The organism is Pseudomonas sp. KBN10P06128 (genome assembly GCF_037574945.1).
GTDB lineage: Bacteria > Pseudomonadota > Gammaproteobacteria > Pseudomonadales > Pseudomonadaceae > Pseudomonas > Pseudomonas aeruginosa.
Genome location: NZ_JBBELR010000001.1, coordinates 451,247 through 470,708 on the forward strand (window position 1 = coordinate 451,247; position 19,462 = coordinate 470,708).

General features: G+C 68.3%; 19 protein-coding genes. 10 read left to right on the forward strand and 9 right to left on the reverse strand.

Going from position 1 to position 19,462, the window contains the following annotated elements; translation table 11 throughout:
* The first annotated feature begins 3 nt into the window (after positions 1–3).
* Positions 4–804 (forward strand): prolipoprotein diacylglyceryl transferase, encoded by an 801-nt coding sequence (gene lgt, locus VQ065_RS02040; protein ID WP_003084409.1) that lies wholly within the window; start codon positions 4–6, stop codon positions 802–804.
* Positions 805–1,009: 205 nt separating this feature from the next.
* A complete protein-coding gene (locus VQ065_RS02045) occupies positions 1,010–1,804 on the forward strand; it encodes a thymidylate synthase (RefSeq protein WP_003084412.1) in 795 nt (264 codons plus the stop codon).
* 26 nt (positions 1,805–1,830) lie between these two features.
* On the opposite strand, the gene VQ065_RS02050 is transcribed toward VQ065_RS02045, so the two are convergent.
* From VQ065_RS02050 to VQ065_RS02060, 3 genes are read right to left on the reverse strand one after another with little or no spacing between them, the layout of a single operon-like run.
* Entirely contained in the window at positions 1,831–2,628 is a 798-nt protein-coding gene (locus tag VQ065_RS02050; protein WP_003084414.1) for an FkbM family methyltransferase, read from the reverse strand.
* 34 nt (positions 2,629–2,662) lie between these two features.
* Positions 2,663–4,042 carry a GTPase/DUF3482 domain-containing protein gene (locus VQ065_RS02055; RefSeq protein WP_003110589.1) on the reverse strand — a complete coding sequence of 460 codons (1,380 nt, stop codon included), beginning with the start codon at positions 4,040–4,042 and terminating at the stop codon, positions 2,663–2,665.
* Positions 4,035–5,420 (reverse strand): DUF2868 domain-containing protein, encoded by a 1,386-nt coding sequence (locus VQ065_RS02060; RefSeq protein ID WP_023094310.1) that lies wholly within the window; start codon positions 5,418–5,420, stop codon positions 4,035–4,037. The genes VQ065_RS02055 and VQ065_RS02060 overlap by 8 nt, the downstream gene beginning before the upstream one ends.
* A gap of 191 nt (positions 5,421–5,611) precedes the next feature.
* Between VQ065_RS02060 and VQ065_RS02065 the strand changes: the two genes are divergently transcribed.
* Entirely contained in the window at positions 5,612–5,974 is a 363-nt protein-coding gene (locus VQ065_RS02065; protein WP_003084423.1) for a hypothetical protein, read from the forward strand.
* A 36-nt stretch (positions 5,975–6,010) separates the two neighbouring features.
* On the opposite strand, the gene VQ065_RS02070 is transcribed toward VQ065_RS02065, so the two are convergent.
* A complete protein-coding gene (locus VQ065_RS02070; RefSeq protein ID WP_003084425.1) occupies positions 6,011–7,162 on the reverse strand; it encodes a glycerophosphodiester phosphodiesterase in 1,152 nt (383 codons plus the stop codon).
* A gap of 209 nt (positions 7,163–7,371) precedes the next feature.
* Between VQ065_RS02070 and VQ065_RS02075 the strand changes: the two genes are divergently transcribed.
* The 3 genes from VQ065_RS02075 (at position 7,372) to VQ065_RS02085 (ending at position 10,080) form a co-directional block, all read left to right on the forward strand.
* Entirely contained in the window at positions 7,372–8,466 is a 1,095-nt protein-coding gene (locus VQ065_RS02075) for a hypothetical protein (protein WP_023098427.1), read from the forward strand.
* The gene (locus VQ065_RS02080) at positions 8,463–9,503 is read left to right on the forward strand and encodes a hypothetical protein (protein ID WP_012613491.1); all 1,041 of its coding nucleotides are present in this window, start codon (positions 8,463–8,465) and stop codon (positions 9,501–9,503) included. Before VQ065_RS02075 ends, VQ065_RS02080 begins: the two co-directional genes overlap by 4 nt.
* Positions 9,504–9,573: 70 nt before the next feature.
* Positions 9,574–10,080, forward strand: a complete 507-nt coding sequence (locus VQ065_RS02085) for a dihydrofolate reductase (protein WP_003084430.1) — start codon at positions 9,574–9,576, stop codon at positions 10,078–10,080.
* 15 nt (positions 10,081–10,095) lie between these two features.
* On the opposite strand, the gene VQ065_RS02090 is transcribed toward VQ065_RS02085, so the two are convergent.
* The 5 genes from VQ065_RS02090 to pfpI all read right to left on the reverse strand — a co-directional run bounded on the left by VQ065_RS02090 (position 10,096) and on the right by pfpI (position 16,299).
* Positions 10,096–10,569 carry a metallophosphoesterase family protein gene (locus VQ065_RS02090; RefSeq protein WP_003084431.1) on the reverse strand — a complete coding sequence of 158 codons (474 nt, stop codon included), beginning with the start codon at positions 10,567–10,569 and terminating at the stop codon, positions 10,096–10,098.
* Positions 10,570–10,707: 138 nt separating this feature from the next.
* Positions 10,708–12,093, reverse strand: coding sequence for a nucleobase:cation symporter-2 family protein (locus VQ065_RS02095; protein ID WP_003084433.1), 1,386 nt, complete (start codon positions 12,091–12,093; stop codon positions 10,708–10,710).
* A 231-nt stretch (positions 12,094–12,324) separates the two neighbouring features.
* Entirely contained in the window at positions 12,325–14,163 is a 1,839-nt protein-coding gene (ilvD, locus tag VQ065_RS02100) for a dihydroxy-acid dehydratase (RefSeq protein ID WP_003084436.1), read from the reverse strand.
* Between the two features lie 327 nt (positions 14,164–14,490).
* Positions 14,491–15,687 (reverse strand): class I SAM-dependent rRNA methyltransferase, encoded by a 1,197-nt coding sequence (locus VQ065_RS02105; protein WP_003084438.1) that lies wholly within the window; start codon positions 15,685–15,687, stop codon positions 14,491–14,493.
* A 72-nt stretch (positions 15,688–15,759) separates the two neighbouring features.
* The gene (gene pfpI, locus VQ065_RS02110) at positions 15,760–16,299 is read right to left on the reverse strand and encodes a protease PfpI (protein ID WP_003084439.1); all 540 of its coding nucleotides are present in this window, start codon (positions 16,297–16,299) and stop codon (positions 15,760–15,762) included.
* A 216-nt stretch (positions 16,300–16,515) separates the two neighbouring features.
* Between pfpI and VQ065_RS02115 the strand changes: the two genes are divergently transcribed.
* The 4 genes from VQ065_RS02115 to VQ065_RS02130 all read left to right on the forward strand — a co-directional run bounded on the left by VQ065_RS02115 (position 16,516) and on the right by VQ065_RS02130 (position 19,293).
* Positions 16,516–17,340 (forward strand): HDOD domain-containing protein, encoded by an 825-nt coding sequence (locus VQ065_RS02115; RefSeq protein ID WP_003128920.1) that lies wholly within the window; start codon positions 16,516–16,518, stop codon positions 17,338–17,340.
* Between the two features lie 58 nt (positions 17,341–17,398).
* Entirely contained in the window at positions 17,399–18,211 is an 813-nt protein-coding gene (mutM, locus tag VQ065_RS02120; RefSeq protein WP_003084443.1) for a bifunctional DNA-formamidopyrimidine glycosylase/DNA-(apurinic or apyrimidinic site) lyase, read from the forward strand.
* A gap of 76 nt (positions 18,212–18,287) precedes the next feature.
* Positions 18,288–18,866: a lysophospholipid acyltransferase family protein gene (locus VQ065_RS02125; RefSeq protein WP_003084450.1), complete on the forward strand. Its 579-nt coding sequence runs from the start codon at positions 18,288–18,290 to the stop codon at positions 18,864–18,866.
* Positions 18,867–18,948: 82 nt separating this feature from the next.
* Positions 18,949–19,293, forward strand: a complete 345-nt coding sequence (locus VQ065_RS02130; RefSeq protein ID WP_003084452.1) for a hypothetical protein — start codon at positions 18,949–18,951, stop codon at positions 19,291–19,293.
* Positions 19,294–19,462: the final 169 nt, after the last annotated feature.

The window sequence follows — 19,462 nt, forward strand, 5'->3', positions numbered from 1 at the left end:
TCGATGCTGACGTATCCCCAGATCGATCCGGTTGCGCTGGCCGTCGGCCCGCTGAAGATCCACTGGTACGGGCTGATGTACCTGATCGGGATCGGCGGCGCCTGGCTGCTGGCGTCGCGCCGGATGAAGCGCTTCGACCCGACCTGGACCAAGGAGCGCCTTTCCGACCTGGTCTTCTGGGTCGCCTGCGGCGTGATCCTCGGTGGCCGCCTGGGCTACGTGCTGTTCTACAACCTGGACGAGTACATCGCCAACCCGACGCTGATCTTCGAGGTCTGGAAAGGCGGCATGTCCTTCCATGGCGGCCTGCTCGGCGTGATGCTGGCGGTCTGGTGGTTCGGCAAGCGCCATGGCAAGAGCTTCTTCCAGCTGATGGACTTCATCGCCCCGCTGGTGCCCATCGGCCTGGGCGCCGGGCGCATCGGCAACTTCATCAACTCGGAGCTGTGGGGCAAGGTCAGCGATGTGCCCTGGGCCATGGTCTTCCCCAACGGTGGCCCGCTGCCGCGGCATCCCTCGCAGCTGTACCAGTTCGCCCTGGAAGGCGTGGCGCTGTTCGTCATCCTCTGGCTGTTCACCCGCAAGCCCCGGCCGACCGCCTCGGTCTCCGGCCTGTTCGTGCTGTGCTACGGGATCTTCCGCTTCGTCGTCGAGTTCGTCCGCGTGCCGGATGCCCAGCTCGGCTACCTCGCCTGGGGGTGGCTGACCATGGGCCAGGTGCTCTGCGTACCGATGGTGCTGGCCGGCATTGCCCTGATGGTCTGGGCCTACCGCCGCGACGCGGCGCAGCCGAAGGCGGCCTGAGCCGCTTTTCGTGCCCGGGGCGGATAACGTCGCAGGCGTCATCCGCTCCGGGCAGCCGGCTTTCCGCGCCAGGGCGCGCATGGCTTGCGCCGGTCGCGCCGAACTGGCGATGCCGGCCCCGTCGCCGTAGACTTGGCCATCCTTCTGTCATCCCTCGGTGGGAGCCGCCACGTCGGCGCCGCACCGATATCGATCCGAGCCTCCGATGAAACAGTACCTCGACCTGATGCGCCACGTGCGCGAGCACGGCACCTTCAAGAGCGACCGCACCGGCACCGGCACCTATAGCGTGTTCGGCCACCAGATGCGCTTCGACCTGGCCGCGGGCTTCCCCCTGGTGACCACCAAGAAGTGCCACCTCAAGTCGATCGTCCACGAGCTGCTGTGGTTCCTCAAGGGCTCCACCAATATCGCCTACCTCAAGGAGCACGGCGTCTCGATCTGGGACGAGTGGGCCGACGAGAACGGCGACCTCGGCCCGGTGTATGGCTACCAGTGGCGCTCCTGGCCGGCGCCGGACGGCCGCCACATCGACCAGATCGCCCACCTGATGGCGATGCTGAAGAAGAATCCGGACTCGCGCCGGCTGATCGTCTCCGCCTGGAACCCGGCGCTGATCGACGAGATGGCCCTGCCGCCCTGCCACGCGCTGTTCCAGTTCTACGTCGCCGACGGCAAGCTCAGCTGCCAGCTCTACCAGCGTTCGGCGGACATCTTCCTCGGCGTACCCTTCAACATCGCCAGCTATGCCCTGCTGACCCTGATGGTGGCGCAGGTCGCCGGCCTGCAGCCGGGCGAGTTCATCTGGACCGGCGGCGATTGCCACCTGTACGCCAACCACCTGGAGCAGGCCGACCTGCAGTTGACCCGCGAGCCGCTGCCGTTGCCGAGCATGAAGCTGAATCCCGAGGTGAAGGATCTGTTCGACTTCCGCTTCGAGGACTTCGAGCTGGTCGGCTACGAGGCCCATCCGCACATCAAGGCACCGGTCGCGGTCTGACCCTTCGGCGGAGCCGTCGGCTCCGCTCAACCGAACAGGCGGCGGTACCAGGGAAGCGCGCGCCAGTCCCGCAAAGCCCGCTCCGCATCTTCTGCGCGTTGCAGCGCCTGCTCCAGGGCCTGCTCCAGCGGTGCGACCGGATGGCTCATGGCGTGGCCATGGCAGAGCTGGAAGTCGTCCAGCAGGTTCGGCGGTAGCGCGAAGGCGCCTTCCAGGCGGGCCTGTTCCTCCGCCAGGTAATAGCCGTTAAGGCCGTCGAAGTGGACGAAACGGTAGCCCGCGGCGAGCAGCGGCGCTTTCCACTCGGGGTCGTGGTCGAACGGAGTTTCCGCGAGGATCAGCCACGGGCGCCAGCGGTTCAGGTCGAGGCCGCGGAGCACCGCGCCTTCCAGCCCTTCGACGTCGATCTTGAGGAAGTGGATCGGCCCTTCGACATGGGCCGCGCAGATCGCGTCCAGGGTGCTGACCATCACTTCGCGCGGAGTGGCCGTGCAGCCCTCGGCCTGGCGCTGGCGGGCTAGCTCGGGGTCCAGGGTGGAGAGACCCGAGGCGGCCATCTCGTAGAGCGTGGCGCGGCCTTCGCGCTCGCCAATGGCGAGGTTCAGGTTGAGGTCTTCCGGCCGTTCCCGCTCCAGCTCGCGGTGCAGGTGGGGCAGCGGTTCGATGTTGATGCCGCGCCAGCCGCGCTCGTAGAACGCCAGGGTGACCGAGTCGATCCGCGGGTGGTTGGCGCCGACGTCGATGTAGAACCCCCTGGGGAAGAGTTTCAGGGCCCGCCAGAGTCGGACGTCTTCCAGGTTCTGCGCGTAGGAAACGAAGGGCATGGGCCTACCTCTTGGGCGATCGTCGCCCAGTCTGTCATTCCCCGCGTCCGCTCTCCAGCAATTCGGCCAGCGCGTCGATCTGTTCCTGGCGGTCGCTGCCGCCCACCCGCCTGCCGTTCAGCGACGACCACTCCGGATGCGCGCGCGCCTTGCGCAGTGCTTCCGGCAGCTTGCCTTCGCGCCACTGCTTGTCCTCCGGGGTCTCCAGGCGGATCGCCTCGATCGCCGCGTGGCCGCGCGTTTGCAGGGCTGCCAGGAGCTGCCGTTGGCGCAGCGCAAGCAAGCGCAGCACGGCGTCGTTGACGGTCAGCTCGCGGGCGCCCTTGAGCTTGCCGAGCAGGCGCGAACCGTAGTGCCCGACGGTCTGCCAGGCGCCGCCAGCGAGAGCGCCGAGGGCGGCGGCGGCGCCAAGGGTGACGCCGCCCACCAGCAGGTCGATGCCGGCGCCGGCCGCGGCACCGGCCGCAACCCCGCCGCCGAGGCGGATACCGAGTTGGCGCAGGGTCTCCGGATTGAACAGATCGTCGCCCCAGCGGCCGTCGAGCAGCGGCAGGTCGGCGGCGCGGGCGTCGTCCCTGGCGAAGGCGTAGAGCCGCAGCAACGCTTCCACGCAGGCCTGCTCGCGCTTGCGCACCTGCTGGTGCAGGTCGCGGGTGGCTTCCTGCACGGCGCTTTCGCCGCCGGGCACCAGGCGCCGACAGGCGGCGACGTCGACCAGCAATTCGGCGATCAGCCGTTGCCCGGCGCGCAGGCGCGCGGCGGCCTGGGTCTCATGGTCGGCGATCAGCCGGTCGAGTTGCGGCCGGGCGCGCTCCAGCAGCAGCGCCAGGCTCTCGTAGAGGCGCCGTTCGCCGTCTAGCGGCGGCGCCACGCTGTCGAAACGCACCAGGGCGTGCAGGCCCAGGCGAGCGAGGGCGGTGCGCCACTCCTCCTCGCGATGCTGCGGGCTGGCGACGAAGTTCAGCACCGGCAGCAGCGGCCGGCCGCAGCCGGCGAGCACCGCCAGTTCGTCGCGATACTTGGCCAGCACCGGTTCGCGGGCGTCGATCACGTAGAGCCCGGCGTCGGAGGCGAGCAACTGGCGGACCACCTTGGCTTCCTGTTCGAAACGCCCGCGCGCTTCGTTGCTGTCCAGCAACCGCGCCATGCGTTCCGGGCCATCGAGACGCTCGCCGGGGCGCTCCAGGGCGTCCAGGTAGTCGAGCAGGGCGATGGCGTCTTCCAGGCCGGGCGTGTCGTAGAGTTCCAGCAGCGCTTCGCCGTCCACCGACAGCCTGGCGCCCTCGACGTGGCGGGTGGTGCTGGGGCGATGGGAGACTTCGCCGAATCCGCGGTCGCGGGTCAGGGTGCGCAGCAGCGAGGTCTTGCCGGTATTGGTGTGGCCGACCACGGCCAGGATCAGCGGCTCAGTCATGGCCGGTCTCCAGCCAGGCCAGCGGCGAGGTCTCGCCGTGCGGCAGTTGCAGGCGTTCCAGGGCGGCGTGCCAGTCACCCAGGCGGTCGCTGTCGAGCGCTTCGCCGGGCGGAGCCTGGAGCAGCCAGATGCGGGTGCTGGCGGCGCAGCGGGCGAGTTCGCCGAGCAGTGCCAGGGTGCCGCGGTCCGGCGAGCGACGCGGGTCGCAGGCGATGGCCAGGCGCGCCGGCGGGTAGCGGGTCAGTTGTTCGAGCAGGCGACGGCGCTGCTGGCCGTCGTCGAGGATGCCGGCGTCGGCGACGCCTTCGGCGAGCTTCGGCGGCCAGGGCCGGCGATCGTCCAGCTCCACCGCCACCAGCACCGCTCCGGCGGCTTCCTGGCCGGACTGGCCGCCCTGCGGCTCCGGTAGCCAGTCCGGCGCCGCGTCGCTGACGCCGAGGCGTTCGCTGGCCGGCATCAAGCGTTCGCGCAGCAGGCTGTAGCCTGGGTCGTCGAGGTCCAGGTCGAGGTCGGCCAGGCCGCGTTTCCAGCGCCACAGGCAGAACAGACCGAGCAGCGCGCGCGGCAGGACCCCATAGACCAGCAGTACGCCTACCAGCCAGCCGGCCCAGGCGTGCCGCGCGGCTTCGCTGGCCAGGGCGGCGTCGCCGCTGGCGCGGATCAGCTCGGCGTCCGGCAACGGGAAGCCAAGCAACGCCGGCAGGGCGCCGAGCGCCTGGGTAAGGGCGATGAAGGTATCGCTGCCGAGAATGGTGGTTTCCCAGACGAAACCGTAGCGGCGGGTCGCCAGCAGGCCGAGGAGCATGGCCAGCGCGGTCAGCAGGCCGAGCAGCCAGAGCCCGTGGACCAGCGCGCCGAGGCCCCAGCGCGCCAGCCGGCGCCGGCCGAGCAGGACCAATAGCGCCGGCGCCAGGTGCGCGGCGCGGGCATCGCGCGCCAGCTTGCCGCTGAGCCACAGCCAGAGCCGGCCGAGCGCGCCCGCGGCCTCGCCGCCGGCGAGCAGGCCGAGGGCCCAGCCGAGCAGGGTCAGCAGGTGCAGGCCGAGGAGGCTGGCCAGCGCCCAGAACACGTTGACCGGGCGCTGGCCGTCGCCAAGCGCGGCGAAGGCCAGTCCGGCGCCGCTGGCCAGGGCCAGCACCAGCAGCAGGGCCAGCGCCAGCCGCGAACCCTGGCGCCAGGTCCGCTGGGCGTCCAGCAGGCCCTCGCGGCGGCCCAGCCAGTGGGCGCGGGTGAGAATACGGCGCGGCAGGGAACCGCCCTGGGCCAGCGCCTGGCGAAGCGCCTCGCTGTCTTCCAGCGGACCGGCCTGCTCCTCGCGCAGGCGAACGGCCTCGGTCAGCCAGAGGGCGTCGAGGCCGGGATGCGTCGTGTGACTCAAGTCACCTCCTGTGTCGATTTCCCTGCCGAGCGTGAATCGTGCCCGGCCAACGGCGTCTGATCAGCGCCAAACATAGCAAAAAGCGCCCCGGCGGCTCATGCTGGCTTGCCAGCCGGCTGGCGGCGGGGTGTGGGATTTTGACTGGCGCCGTGGCGAAAGCGTTCGGCGCCGGTAGCGAGAGGAACACTGAGATGAAGGTAGTACGCCGATACCCCCTGGCGCTGTTGCTGGGGATGGCGGGCGCGCTGGCCGACGAGTTGCCCGATGGCTCCTTGCTGCAACGCTATGGCGTGCAGGCCGACCAGTTGCCGACCCTGGCGGCGGATCCGCCGTCGCGCAAGGAGGAGAAGGAAACGCCGTCGCGCTTCCGGGTGGAGCCGGAGCAGCCCTTGGTGACCTTTGGCGTCAAGGACCACAAGGGCGTGGAACCCACCGGCAACCCGTCGATCGACGCCATGCACGAGCGCGATCGGCGGATCTGCCGGAACATCAGGCGGCAGGCGCTGGAGAAGGGCAAGGCACAGCCCTTCGACGGCTACATCGAGTGTCCATGAGGCCGGCGCCCGCGTACGAGCGCCGGTCGGGCTGCGTCAGCGCTGCTCGCGCAGGCGCACGGCGACGTCCGGCTGGTCGCTGAACAGGCCGTCGATGCCGGCGTCGAGGTAGGCCCTGATCTCGCCGGCCAGGTCGCCGCGCGACTGCGGGTTGCCGTCGGCGCTGCGGAACTCCGCCGGAAGGAAGCTGTTTTCCGCGCGGAAGGTGTAGGGATGCACCTTCAGCCCGGCGGCGTGGGCGTCGCCGACGAAGCGGGTCGGCTGGCCGAGGTTGCCGTTGGCATCGCGGGGAATCACGTAGCTCTTGTCCGGACCGACCCCGTAGGCGTAGCGCGCCACCTGGCGCAGGCCCTTGGCGGTGGCCATCTCGGCGTAGGTCAGGCTGCCGCCGCTGGCCTGCTGGTCGTAGGGCTGGCCGCTGCCGTAGAGCTGGACCAGGCGGATGCCGGTGAGGCGCTTGAGTTCCTTCAGGTTGTTCACCTCGAAGGACTGGATGAATACCGGCGCGCGCGGACCGAGGTAGCCGTTGCGGTGCAGGGTCTTCACCAGCGGGCGTTCCATGGCCAGGCCGAGGCGCTGGAAGTGGGTGCCGTGCTTGATCTCGGGGTACAGGCCGATGGTGCGTTGCTGGCTGATTTGCAGGCTTTTCACCAGGTCGATGATCTCCTGCAGGGTGGGGATCTCGAAGGTGCCGTCCAGGCGCGCATTGCCCGGGCGGATCGTGGGGATGCGCTCGATGGCGCGCAGGGTCTTCAGTTCGGCGAGGGTGAAGTCTTCGCTGAACCAGCCGGTGAGTTCCACTCCGTCGACTTTCTGCGTGCGCTTGCGGTCGGCGAATTCCGGGTGCTGGGCGACATCGGTGGTCAGGCCCAGCTCGTTGTCGTGGCGGGCGACCAGCTTGCCGTCGCGGGTCATCACCAGGTCCGGCTCGACGTAGTCGGCGCCCATCACCACCGCCAGGGCGTAGGCGCCCAGGGTGTGTTCCGGTACGTAACCGCTGGCGCCCCGGTGGGCGATGACCAGCGGCGAGCGTTCGTCGCTGGCCGGGTGGCGGACGGAGGCCTGGCCCTGGGCCCAGTCGATGGCGCGTTGTACGTTGCCGGTGTCGGCGTGGGCGGCGCTGGCCAGGCCAGCGGCGAGCATCAGGCAGGCGGCGCCGAGGTGGCGGCGCAGGAAGGCTGGTTGCATGACGGGTCCTCGTCGGCGATTCGGGAGTGTTCCAGTCCAGCAGAGTGACGCAGCCAGGTGATACTTCTTTGCCCGTTTCGCGACATTCCCGTGACAATCGCCGCCAGCGTGACGACGTCGGCGTTTTCCCGGCCAATCCAACGAAAGGGGCGGACGGCCGGGGCAGGGTATAGGGTGACGGCGCTCGCATAACAATAAGAGGATCGGTGATGGCTTCCGCGCAACCTGCCTCCGCGTTTCCCTGCCTGTCGTTGCAACTGGCCTGCCTGTTGCTTGGCGCCTGGCTGGCCTTCGATGCCCACGGCGGCGGCCAGGCCGTGGCGCCGCCGGCCCGTGACGAAGCGCGTGTGCCGACGACCGCTACCGATGACTGGGGGCGCCAGCCAGACAGCCTGATGAGCGCCGTGCCGCCGCGCACGCTGGAGGCGAGCGTCGGCGCCCGCGGCTCGGGATCGGCGAGTTCGCGACTGTGGATCGCCGATACCGACTTCCGCCTGCACGACGACATCGGTTTCTTCATCCAGCGCATGCTGATCCGCATGGAACCGACTCGTCCCGGCGCGCCCTTGTCGCTCGACGATCCGACGGCGATGGTGGCGCGGATCCAGGCCGGCGAGATATTCGTCAGCGACGCCACCCTGGCGACCCTGCTCAACCAGGACCTCGCCGCGTCCCGCGCGGCCGTGCGCAACCTCAGGATGAGCACCCGCAAGGACGGCCAGGAAGTGCGTGGCGAGTTGTTGCGCAAGGGGCGCTGGCGGCCGCTGCGGATGCTCACCGAGATCGAGCTGAGCGGTCCGCTGGAGGTGACCCTGGTGCCCCGGCGGATCTTCGTCGACGGGGTCGAGGTCACTTCGTCGCTGGCGGCGGCCTCGATCGAGATGTCCGAGGTGCTGAAGCTGAAGACCCGGCACATGGAGCTGGTCGGCAACCGCATCCGCGTCGACCTCGACGGTTTGTTCCCGCCGCCGCGCCTGGACTTCCGCGTCAGTCGCCTGGCCCTGGCCGACGGCGGCATGCAACTCGCCCTCGGCGACTCCCTGGCCGACCTGCAATGGCCGGCATTACGGGCGCCGGACAGCTACATGTTCATCGAGGGCGGCGATATCAAGATGGCGCGCACCGTGCTGGTCAAGGCCTACGCCCTGTTCACCAGCCTCAGCCCGGGGCAGCCGCTGCTGTTCAATCTCTACGACTACCGGCGGCAACTGCAGAACGGTGTGATCCGCCTGCGCGAGGACGGCATGGTGCAGATCGCCGTGTCGCCGGTGAAGGCGCCGGCGCCGCTGGAGGCACGGCTGTGAGCCGGCGTCCGTGGGGCGTGCTGCTTGGCTGGTGCCTGTTGGCGGCCAGCGCGGTCCAGGCCGAAAGCGCCATCGACCGGCAGCAGCGCGAACTGGCCCTGCTGCGCGAGGGCTGGTACCGGCAGGTCCCGCCGGCGCCGGTGCCGCTGCCCATGCGTACGGCCGGGCCGGCGGATTCCGGCCAGGATGGCGTCGGCATACTGCTGCGCAACGTGGACATGTACCTGCGCGGCAACATCGGTTTCCACGTGCCCGAGGTGAAGGGCTGGCTGGTGCCGAACCGGGCCGGCCAGCCGGTGGACTTCGACCGCCCGCAGGACATGCATTTCCAGGTGATGGAGGGTGAGGTGCTGCTCAGCCCGCGGCAGCTGGCCAACCTGTTCAACGAGCACATCCTCGCCTACGACGGGACCATGTTGAAGGACTTCCGCATGAGCAGTGCGGCGGGACGCCTGGAGGTGGAGGGACGGGTGCGTCCGCTCGGCGTAGGGCCCTGGCTGCCGCTGCGGCTGGGCGGCGGCGTGGAGGTGGACGCGGCCAGCGGCGCGCTGGTCTATCGGCCCGACCAGTTGAAGGTGATAGGTCTGCCGCTGTACGGGGCGATGAGCCTGGTCGGCTTGCCGATGTCGGCGCTGGTCAGCCTCGATCGGCCGGGGGCGAGCCTGGTGGGCAGCGCCATGCGCCTGGACTACCGCAAGGTCTTCCCGCTGCTGGGCATCGATGGCCACGTACAGGAGGCCTGGCTCGACGACCAGGGGCTGCACCTGCGTTTCTCCCAGGCTCCCGGCCAGCCGTCGCCGGTGTTCAGCCCGCCGGCCGCGGCGGGCCCATCCTTCCTCTGGCTACAGTCCGGCGACCTGAAGATCTTCGAAATCCTCATCACCTACGCCCAGGTGCTGCTGAAGACCGAGACCCCGGACCAGGTGCTGACCTTCAACCTGCAGGACTACCGCAAGGTGCTGGCGACCGGCACCACCCAGGTCAACGAGGATGGCACCTTCTTCATGCAGGTGCCGCCGTATGCCAATCCCTTGTAGGCCGGGCCTGGAGTCCGCCGGCGCGAGTGTTTATCCTCGCGCCTTTGTCCTTCCACGATGAGGTAACCCCATGGCACGACCGCTGGCGATGATCGCCGCCCTTGGCGAGAACCGCGCGATCGGCATCGACAACCGCCTGCCCTGGCGCCTGCCGGCCGACCTCAAGCATTTCAAGGCGATGACCCTCGGCAAGCCGGTGATCATGGGGCGCAAGACCTGGGACTCGCTGGGTCGGCCGCTGCCGGGCCGGCTAAACCTGGTGGTCAGCCGCCAGGCCGGCCTGGCACTGGAGGGTGCGGAAGTGTTCGCCAGCCTGGACGCCGCGCTGGCGCGCGCCGAGGCGTGGGCGCAGGCGGAGGACGCCGACGAACTGATGCTGATCGGCGGCGCCCAGCTCTATGCCGAGGCCTTGCCGCGCGCCGCGCGTCTCTACCTGACCCGGGTTGGCCTGGCGCCGGAGGGCGACGCCTTTTTCCCCGAGATCGATGGTGCGGCCTGGCGCCTGGCGTCGAGCATCGAACACGCCGCGGCTGACGATGCGCCTGCCTACGCCTTCGAGGTATGGGAGCGCCGCTGACGGTTCCAGGCGGGGTCAGAGGGTGATCAGCTCCGCCTCGATCTTCTTCCCCGCCACTTCCAGCACGCCGATCCCGATCGGCAAGCTGAAGCGCCGCGGCCCGGCGCTGCCCGGGTTGAGGTAGAGCACGCCGTCGCGCTCTTCCTTCAGCGGCTTGTGCGAATGTCCGGCGACCACCACGTCGATGCCTTCGGCGGCCGGGTCGAGGTCGAGTCGCTTGAGGTCGTGCAGCACATAGAGGGTCAGCCGGCCGATCTTCAGCAGCAGGCGCTCGGGGATGTCCACCGCCCAGTCCTGGGTGTCGTTGTTGCCGCGCACCACCGAGAGCGGCGCCAGGCGTTCCAGCTCGGCGAGGATTTCCGGCTTGCCGATGTCGCCGGCATGGATCAACTGGTCGCAGCCGCGCAACCGTTCCAGCGCCTCGGGCCGGAGCAGGCCATGGGTGTCGGCGATCAGGCCGATGCGCAACGGGCGGCGGGACTGGGGCATGGGCGCGGGTCCGGGTTGCGGGACGGAAGAGGGTGGCCGACGGGCATGGCCATGCCGTCGATCATACCCAACCATTGGCCGGGTACGAAAACCCTTCGGCGAAAACCGCGACGCCACCCGGAGGTGGCGCCGCGCCTATCAGTGTGCGGCCTTCTGGACCGGGCTTTCCGGCAGGAACCAGTTCAGCAGCAGGGCGCAGATGCCGCCGGTGGCGACCCCGGACTCCAGCACGTTGCGCAGCGCCGCGGGCATGTGCGCGAGGAACTCCGGCACCTGCGAAACGCCCAGGCCGAGGGCCAGGGATACGGCGATGATCAGCAGGGCACGGCGGTCCAGCTGGATGCCGGCGAGGATGTTGATGCCCGAAGCGGCCACCGCGCCGAACATCACCATCGCCGCGCCGCCCAGTACCGGTTCCGGCACCGCCTGGATGACCCCGGCGACGCTCGGGAACAGGCCGAGCAGGACCAGCATGGCGGCGATCCATAGGCCGACGTAGCGGCTGGCCACGCCGGTGAGCTGGATCACCCCGTTGTTCTGGGCGAACACTGAGCTGGGGAAGGTATTGAAGATACCGGCGAGGAACGAGTTGGCGCCGTTGACCAGCACGCCGCCCTTGATCCGCTGCATCCACAGCGGGCCTTCCACCGGCTGCTTCGACACCTTGCTGGTGGCGGTGACGTCGCCGATGGCTTCCAGGGAAGTGACCAGGTAGATCACCAGCATCGGGATGAACAGCGGCCAGGAGAAGTCCAGGCCGAAGTGCAGCGGGGTCGGTACCTGGAACAGCTCGGCCTGGTGCATGCCGGTGAAGTCCAGGCGGCCGAGGTAGCCGGCCAGCGCGTAGCCGACGGCCAGGGCGATGACGATGGCGCAACTGCGCATCCATACCACCGGGATGCGATTGAGCACCACGATGATGCCCAGCACCACGCCGGACAGCAGCAGGTTCTCGCCGTTGGCGAAGGTGCCGTTGGACATCGCCGAGAAGCCGCCACCCATGCTGATCAGGCCGACCTTGATCAGGGTCAGGCCGATCATCAGCACGACGATGCCGGTCACCAGCGGGGTGATCAGCCGCTTGACGAACGGCAGTATGCGCGAGATGCCCATCTCGACGAAGGAGCCGGCGATGACCACGCCGAAGATCGCCGCCATCACGCTTTCCACCGGCGTACCCTGCTTGACCATCAGCGCCCCGCCGGCGATCAGCGGGCCGACGAAGTTGAAGCTGGTGCCCTGGACGATCAACAGTCCGGCGCCGAACGGGCCGAAGCGCTTGCACTGGACGAAGGTGGCGATGCCGGAAATCACCAGCGACATCGACACGATCAGATTGGTGTCGCGCGGCGATACGCCCAGCGCCTGGCAGATCAGCAGGCCGGGGGTAACGATCGGCACGATGATCGCCAGCAGGTGCTGGAGGGCGGCGAGCAGGGCGATGGGAGCGCTGGGACGGTCGTCCAGGCCATAGACCAGGTCGTTGCGGGCGCTGGCGTCCGACGGGCTTTGCAGGGAACTCATGGTGGCGGTCCGGGGAAAAAGAGCGCGATTTTACTGGGCGAACACGGTCTCGCCCAGGCCTGGCTGCGCCGCATGTCGGCGGATAACGCAGGTGGCGTATGCGCCCTACGGTTGGAGCGTGGGTGAGCGGTAGGGGCGAATGACCGGCTTGCGATTATCCGCCATTCGGCGCGCGCACGCGTGAATGAAAAAGCCCGGCGCGGGACCGGGCTTTTTTCGTCGCGGGACGATTCAGCCGTCCAGCAGCGCCTTGTTGCGTACCGCGCCCTTGTCGGCGCTGGTGGCGAGCAGGGCGTAGGCCTTGAGCGCGGTGCTGACGCGGCGGGCACGCGGCGCGGCCGGCTTCCAGCCCTTCTTGTCCTGTTCGGCGCGGCGTGCGGCGAGTTCTTCGTCGCTGACCAGCAGGTTGATCGAGCGATTGGGAATGTCGATCAGCACCTTGTCGCCGTCCTGCACCAGGCCGATGGCGCCGCCGGCGGCGGCTTCCGGGGAGGCGTGGCCGATGGACAGGCCCGAGGTGCCGCCGGAGAAGCGTCCGTCGGTGAGCAGGGCGCACTGCTTGCCCAGGCCCTTGGACTTCAGGTAGCTGGTCGGATAGAGCATTTCCTGCATGCCCGGCCCGCCCTTCGGTCCTTCGTAGCGGATGATCACGATGTCGCCGGCCTTCACCTCGTCGCCGAGGATGCCTTTCACCGCGGCGTCCTGGCTTTCGAAGATCTTCGCGCTGCCTTCGAACACGTGGATCGACTCGTCGACCCCGGCGGTCTTCACCACGCAGCCGTCGAGAGCGATGTTGCCGTAGAGCACGGCCAGCCCGCCTTCCTTGGAATAGGCATGCTCGACGCTGCGGATGCAGCCCTCGGCGCGGTCGTCGTCCAGGCTCGGCCAGCGGGTGTTCTGGCTGAACGCGGTCTGGGTCGGGATGCCCGCCGGACCGGCCTTGAAGAAGGTGTGCACGGCTTCGTCGCGGGTCTGGGTGATGTCCCACTGGGCGATGGCGTCGGCCATGCTCGGGCTGTGCACGGTGGGGACGTCGGTGTGCAGCAGGCCACCGCGGGCCAGTTCGCCGAGGATGGAGAAGATGCCGCCGGCGCGATGCACGTCTTCCATGTGGTACTTCTGGATGTTCGGCGCCACCTTGCACAGTTGCGGCACCTTGCGCGACAGGCGGTCGATGTCGCGCAGGTCGAACGGCACCTCGGCCTCCTGGGCGGCGGCCAGCAGGTGCAGGATGGTATTGGTCGAGCCGCCCATGGCGATGTCCAGGGTCATGGCGTTCTCGAAGGCCTTGAAGTTGGCGATGTTGCGCGGCAGCACGCTGTCGTCGCCTTCGCCGTAATAGCGCTGGCAGAGTTCCACGGCCAGGCGCCCGGCGCGCAGGAACAGTTGCTCGCGGTCGGCGTGGGTGGCCAGGGTCGAGCCGTTGCCCGGCAGCGACAGGCCGAGCGCCTCGGTCAGGCAGTTCATCGAGTTGGCGGTGAACATGCCGGAGCAGGAGCCGCAGGTCGGGCAGGCGCTGCGCTCGTACTCGGCGACCTTCTCGTCGGAGCAGGAGTCGTCGGCGGCCACCACCATGGCATCGACCAGGTCCAGGCCGTGGCTGGCCAGCTTGGTCTTGCCGGCTTCCATCGGCCCGCCGGAGACGAACACTACCGGGATGTTCAGGCGCAGCGCGGCCATCAGCATGCCGGGGGTGATCTTGTCGCAGTTGGAGATGCAGACGATGGCGTCGGCGCAGTGGGCGTTGACCATGTATTCCACTGAGTCGGCGATGATCTCCCGGCTCGGCAGCGAATAGAGCATGCCGTCGTGGCCCATGGCGATGCCGTCGTCGACGGCGATGGTGTTGAATTCCTTGGCCACGCCGCCGGCCTTCTCGATCTCGCGGGCGACCAGTTGGCCGAGGTCCTTCAGGTGCACGTGGCCGGGCACGAACTGGGTGAAGGAGTTGGCGATGGCGATGATCGGCTTCTTGAAGTCTTCGTCCTTCATCCCGGTGGCGCGCCAGAGGGCGCGGGCGCCGGCCATGTTGCGGCCGTGGGTGGAGGTTTTCGAGCGGTAATCGGGCATGACGATTTCCTGCGGCTAATCAGGTTCGGGTTATGACTGTATCGTGAGCGTCGAAGGAACCGGATGCAAACGGGGAATAGCCGAGTGTACGGAGTTGGCCGGGGTCTGAATGGGGTCACCATTGGCGACGGCCTGGGCTCACTGCCCGCCGGGGGATGATTGGCGAGGAATGCCCGGATTCTAAGCCCAGAGCGGGCGAATGGGGAAGGCTGGCGGTCGGCGGAGCGGCGCGTCGCGACCCGGCTGGCGTCTTGCGCCGCCCGTCGCGCCATGAGCGGCGGTGGCCGTAGGGCGGATGAACGCAGGCGCTCATCCGCCGGGACGGGCTCAGCCGTTGGGCAGCAGCCGGCAGGTCAGGCTCTTGATGTAGCGGGTTTCCGCGATCGCCAGGTGCACCGGATGGTCGGGGCCCTGGCCGCCGCGCTCGAGCAGCTGGATGTTGCGGTCGAGATGGCGGGCGCTGCCGATCAGGATGTTCTGCAGGTCGTCCTCGGGCAGGTGCATCGAGCAGGAGGCGCTGACCAGGATGCCGTCCTTGCTCAGCAGGCGCATGGCCTGTTCGTTGAGACGGCGGTAGGCGGCCTCGCCGTTCTTCAGGTCCTTCTTGCGCTTGATGAAGGCCGGCGGGTCGGCGATCACCACGTCGAAGCGTTCGTCGGCGGCCTTCAGTTCGCGCAGGGCCTCGAACACGTCGCCCTCGACGCAGGCGACCTTCTCCGCTACGCCGTTCAGCGCCGCGTTGCGCTCGACGCCGTCGAGGGCGAAGGCGGACGCGTCCACGCACATCACTTCGCTGGCGCCGAAGGCGGCGGCCTGGATGCCCCAGCCACCGATATAGCTGAACAGGTCGAGGACCCGCTTGCCCTGCACGTAGGGCGCCAGGCGCGCGCGGTTCATGCGGTGGTCGTAGAACCAGCCGGTCTTCTGCCCGGCCAGCACCGGCGCCTCGAACTTCACGCCGTTCTCTTCCAGCGCGACCCACTCCGGCACTTCGCCGTAGGCGTTGGCCACGTAGCGCTCCAGGCCCTCGGCGTCGCGCGCGCTGGAGTCGTTCTTCCAGAGCACGGCGGCGGGCTTGAGCACCTGCAGCAGGGCAGCGAGCACCTCGTCCTTGCGCAGTTCCATGGCCGCGGACGCCAGTTGCACCACCAGCACGTCGCCGAAGCGATCGACCACCAGGCCGGGCAGCAGGTCGGAATCGCCGTAGACCAGCCGGTAGAACGGCTTGTCGAAAAGCCGCTCGCGCAGGCTGAGGGCGATGTTGATGCGATGAACCAGCAGCGATTTGTCGAGAACGTGCTTGGTATCACGGGAAATGAGGCGGCCGCAGATCAGATTGTTCGGGCTCAGCGCGACGATGCCCAGCGGCTTGCCGTTGGCCATTTCCAGCACCGCCTGGTCGCCGGCGGCGAAGGCATTCAGCGGCGTCGCGGCGACATCCACCTCGTTGCTGTAGACCCACAGGTGGCCGGCGCGCAGGCGGCGCTCGGCGTTGGCTTTGAGACGCAAGCTGGGCAGGGTCATGGGAAAGGCTCCGGCAAAAGAGCGCGATTATAGCGCAGCGACGGGGTTCGCCGCTGCGCGAACGCGGGCCGTTCAGCCGGCGAGGATTTCGATGAATTGACGGTTGAAGGCCGGGATGTCTTCGGGTTTGCGGCTGCTCACCAGCTTGCCGTCCACCGCTACCTCCTGGTCCACCCAGTGGCCGCCGGCGTTGTTGATGTCGTCCTTGAGCGACGGCCAACTGGTCAGGGTACGACCCTGCACCAGGCCGGCGGAGATCAGCAGCCAGGCGCCGTGGCAGATCACCGCCACCGGCTTGCTCGCCTGTTCGGCGCGGATCGCCAGTTCCTGGGCCTTGGCCAGGCTGCGGATCTGGTCGGAATTGATCACCCCGCCGGGCAGCAGCAGGGCGTCGTAGTCGTCCAGGCTGGCGTCTTCGAAGGTGCCGTCGACGCGGAAGGCGTCGGCTGGCTGGTGATGGTTCCAGCCGCGCACCTCGCCGGCCTTGTCGGAAAGAATCCTTACCGTGGCGCCGGCGTCTTCCAGGGCTTTTTTCGGACCGGTCAGTTCGACCTGTTCGAAACCGTCGGTCACCAGGGCGGCGACGACCTTGCCGTGCAGGGATTGGGTCATGGCGTGTCTCCCGATATCGGATGGGGGTATACATTCCGACCCTGGCGGCTGCGGGAAAAGTTCCATGCCCGTTGCCTGGCGCCGCTTTTCCGGCAGAAGCCCGCCCCATGGCGGGGTTCTCCGGGTAAACTGCGCACACCGTCAACTTTCGCCCCCGCCCTCATGGTCCAAGAACTCACCGCCGAGCAGATCCGCCAGGCCCTGCAAGGCATCAGTGTGCCGCCGCAACCCCAGATCATGGTCGACCTGCAGATGGAGCAGGTCATGCCCAATCCGGACCTGAAGAACATCGCCAGGCTGATCAGCCAGGACCCGGGCCTTTCCGGCGCCCTCCTGAAACTGGTGAACTCGCCGTTCTTCGGCCTGGCCAACCGCATCACTTCGATCCAGCGCGCGGTGAACCTGCTGGGCAGTCGTTCGGTGATCAACCTGATCAACGCCCAGTCGATCAAGGGCGAGATGAGCGACGACACCATCGTCACCCTCAACCGTTTCTGGGACACCGCCCAGGACGTGGCCATGAGCTGCCTGAGCCTGGCCAAGCGGGTCGGCTACGAGTCGGTGGACGAAGCCTACGCCCTCGGCCTGTTCCACAACTGCGGCATTCCGCTGATGCTCAAGCGCTTCCCGCACTATATGGCGGTGCTGGAGGAGGCCTATGCCGCCGCCAGCGACGAGCGCCGGGTGGTGGACACCGAGAACCGCGTGCTGAACACCAACCATGCGGTGGTCGGCTACTACACCGCGCGTTCCTGGCGCCTGCCGGAGCACGTCTGCGAGGCGATCGCCAACCACCACAACGCGCTGTCGATCTTCGGCGACGAGTCGGCCCGCGACACCCAGCTGAAGAACCTGCTGGCGATCCTGAAGATGGCCGAGCACATCTGCGGCTCGCACCGGATTCTCGGCAACCAGCCGGAAGACCACGAGTGGAACAGCATCGGCGCGCTGGTGCTGGACTACGTCGGGCTCACCGACTACGACTTCGAGAACCTCAAGGGCTCGATTCTCGAGCTGGGCGTCGGCCAGGGCAGCTACTGACTGGCCGCGCCGCGGCGCTTCCTGCTAAGGTGCCGCGGTCAACCGGATTGCTGCCGCCATGCCCGAACTACCCGAAGTCGAAACCACCCGCCGGGGCATCGCCCCCTACCTCGAAGGCCAGCGCGTCGAGCGCGTGATCGTGCGCGAGCGGCGCCTGCGCTGGCCGATCCCCGAAGACCTGGACGTGCGCCTGTCCGGACAACGCATCGTCAGCGTCGAGCGCCGCGCCAAGTACCTGCTGCTGGGCGCCGAGGCCGGTACGCTGATCAGCCACCTGGGCATGTCCGGCAGCCTGAGGCTGGTGGAGAGCGGCACCCCGGCCAGTCGCCACGAGCACGTCGACATCGAGTTGGTCTCGGGCATGGCCCTGCGCTACACCGATCCGCGGCGCTTCGGCGCCATGCTCTGGAGCCTGGCGCCACTGGAACACGAGCTGCTGCGCAACCTCGGCCCGGAACCGCTGACCGACGCTTTCGCCGGCCAGCGTCTGTTCGAGCTGTCGCGCGGGCGGAGCATGGCGGTCAAGCCGTTCATCATGGACAACGCGGTGGTGGTCGGGGTCGGCAACATCTACGCCAGCGAAGCGCTGTTCGCCGCCGGCATCGATCCGCGCAAGCCCGCCGGGAGCATCTCCAAGGCGCGCTACCTGCGCCTGGCGGAGGAGATCAAGCGGATCCTGGCGATCGCCATCGAGCGCGGCGGCACCACCCTGCGCGATTTCGTCGGCGGCGACGGCCAGCCCGGTTACTTCCAGCAGGAATTGTTCGTCTATGGCCGTGGCGGGGAGTTCTGCAAGGTCTGCGGCAGCACCCTGCGCGAGATCCGCCTAGGCCAGCGCGCCAGCGTGTACTGCCCGCGCTGCCAACGCTGAAGCGCCGCGCCGCGCATACTCTACCGCCACAAGAAGGGCCGCCACGGTGAGCGGCCTGCCATAAGAAAGGTGCACGATGTCCGGCAATTACCTGCCTCGCAACACCCTGGTCGAGTCGCTCGGCCATGCCATGCTGAAACTCTCCGGCTGGAAGATCGAGGGCCAATTGCCCGCGCTCGACAAGTTCGTGGTGATCGGCGCCCACCACACCTCGAACTGGGACTTCGTGGCCTTCCTTGCCGCCAAGTTCGTCCTGCGCCTGAACGCCCGCTGGTTCGGCAAGCACACCCTGTTCAACGGCCCGCTGGGCGGCCTGATGCGACGCTGGGGCGGTATCCCGATCCAGCGCCACCTGAAGCTGAATACCGTGGACCAGGCGATCCAGGCCTTCCGCGAGCACCGTGAGTTCATGCTGATCATCGCTCCGGAAGGCACGCGCAAGAAGGTCGACCGCTGGCGCATGGGCTTCTACCACATCGCCCGTGGCGCCGGCGTGCCGGTGGTGCCGGCGGCGCTGGACTACGAGAACCGGCGGATCGTCATCGGCGAACCCTTCTGGCCGACCGGCAACGAGGACGCCGACCTGTGCAGCCTGATCGGCTTCTACCGGCCGTTCATCCCGAAAAAGCCGCACTACGCATTCCTCGGCGATTGAAGGCGGTCACGCTGGCACTACCCGCAGCGCTGTTATAGTTAGGCGATATCTGCCCAACCAAAAACCAGAAAGGACCGCCTCCATGAACCTGTTTCGCACCACCGCGCTCGTGCTGGCGCTGACCACCGGGCTCTCGTCCATGCCCGCGCTGGCGGATGCCGTGCAGGAAAACGCCAGCGGCGACCCGATGTACACCGTCGAAGCGCCCCCCGCGTACGCCATGATCGGCGATCTGCTCATCGCCCGTCCCTTCCTGATCGCCGCCACGGCCGTCGGGGCGGTGGCCTTCGTGGTCAGCCTGCCGTTCACCGCGGCCAGCGGCAGCGTCGGCAAGGCCGGCCAGGCGCTGGTGGTCGATCCGGGCAAGGAAGCCTTCGTCCGTTGCCTGGGCTGCACCACCAGCGGCTATAACCACGACGAAAGCTGAGTTTCCAACGGAATGAAAAAAAGCCGGTCATCGACCGGCTTTTTGTTTTCTCGATGCATTGCAGGGGGCACGGAGATTGGGCTAAGTCTTTTCTTCCGCCACGGCAGGCGGCAGCTATAGCGCCGCATCGGCCGATGACAGATGTTCCGCACGGACCGTTCGCGGCACT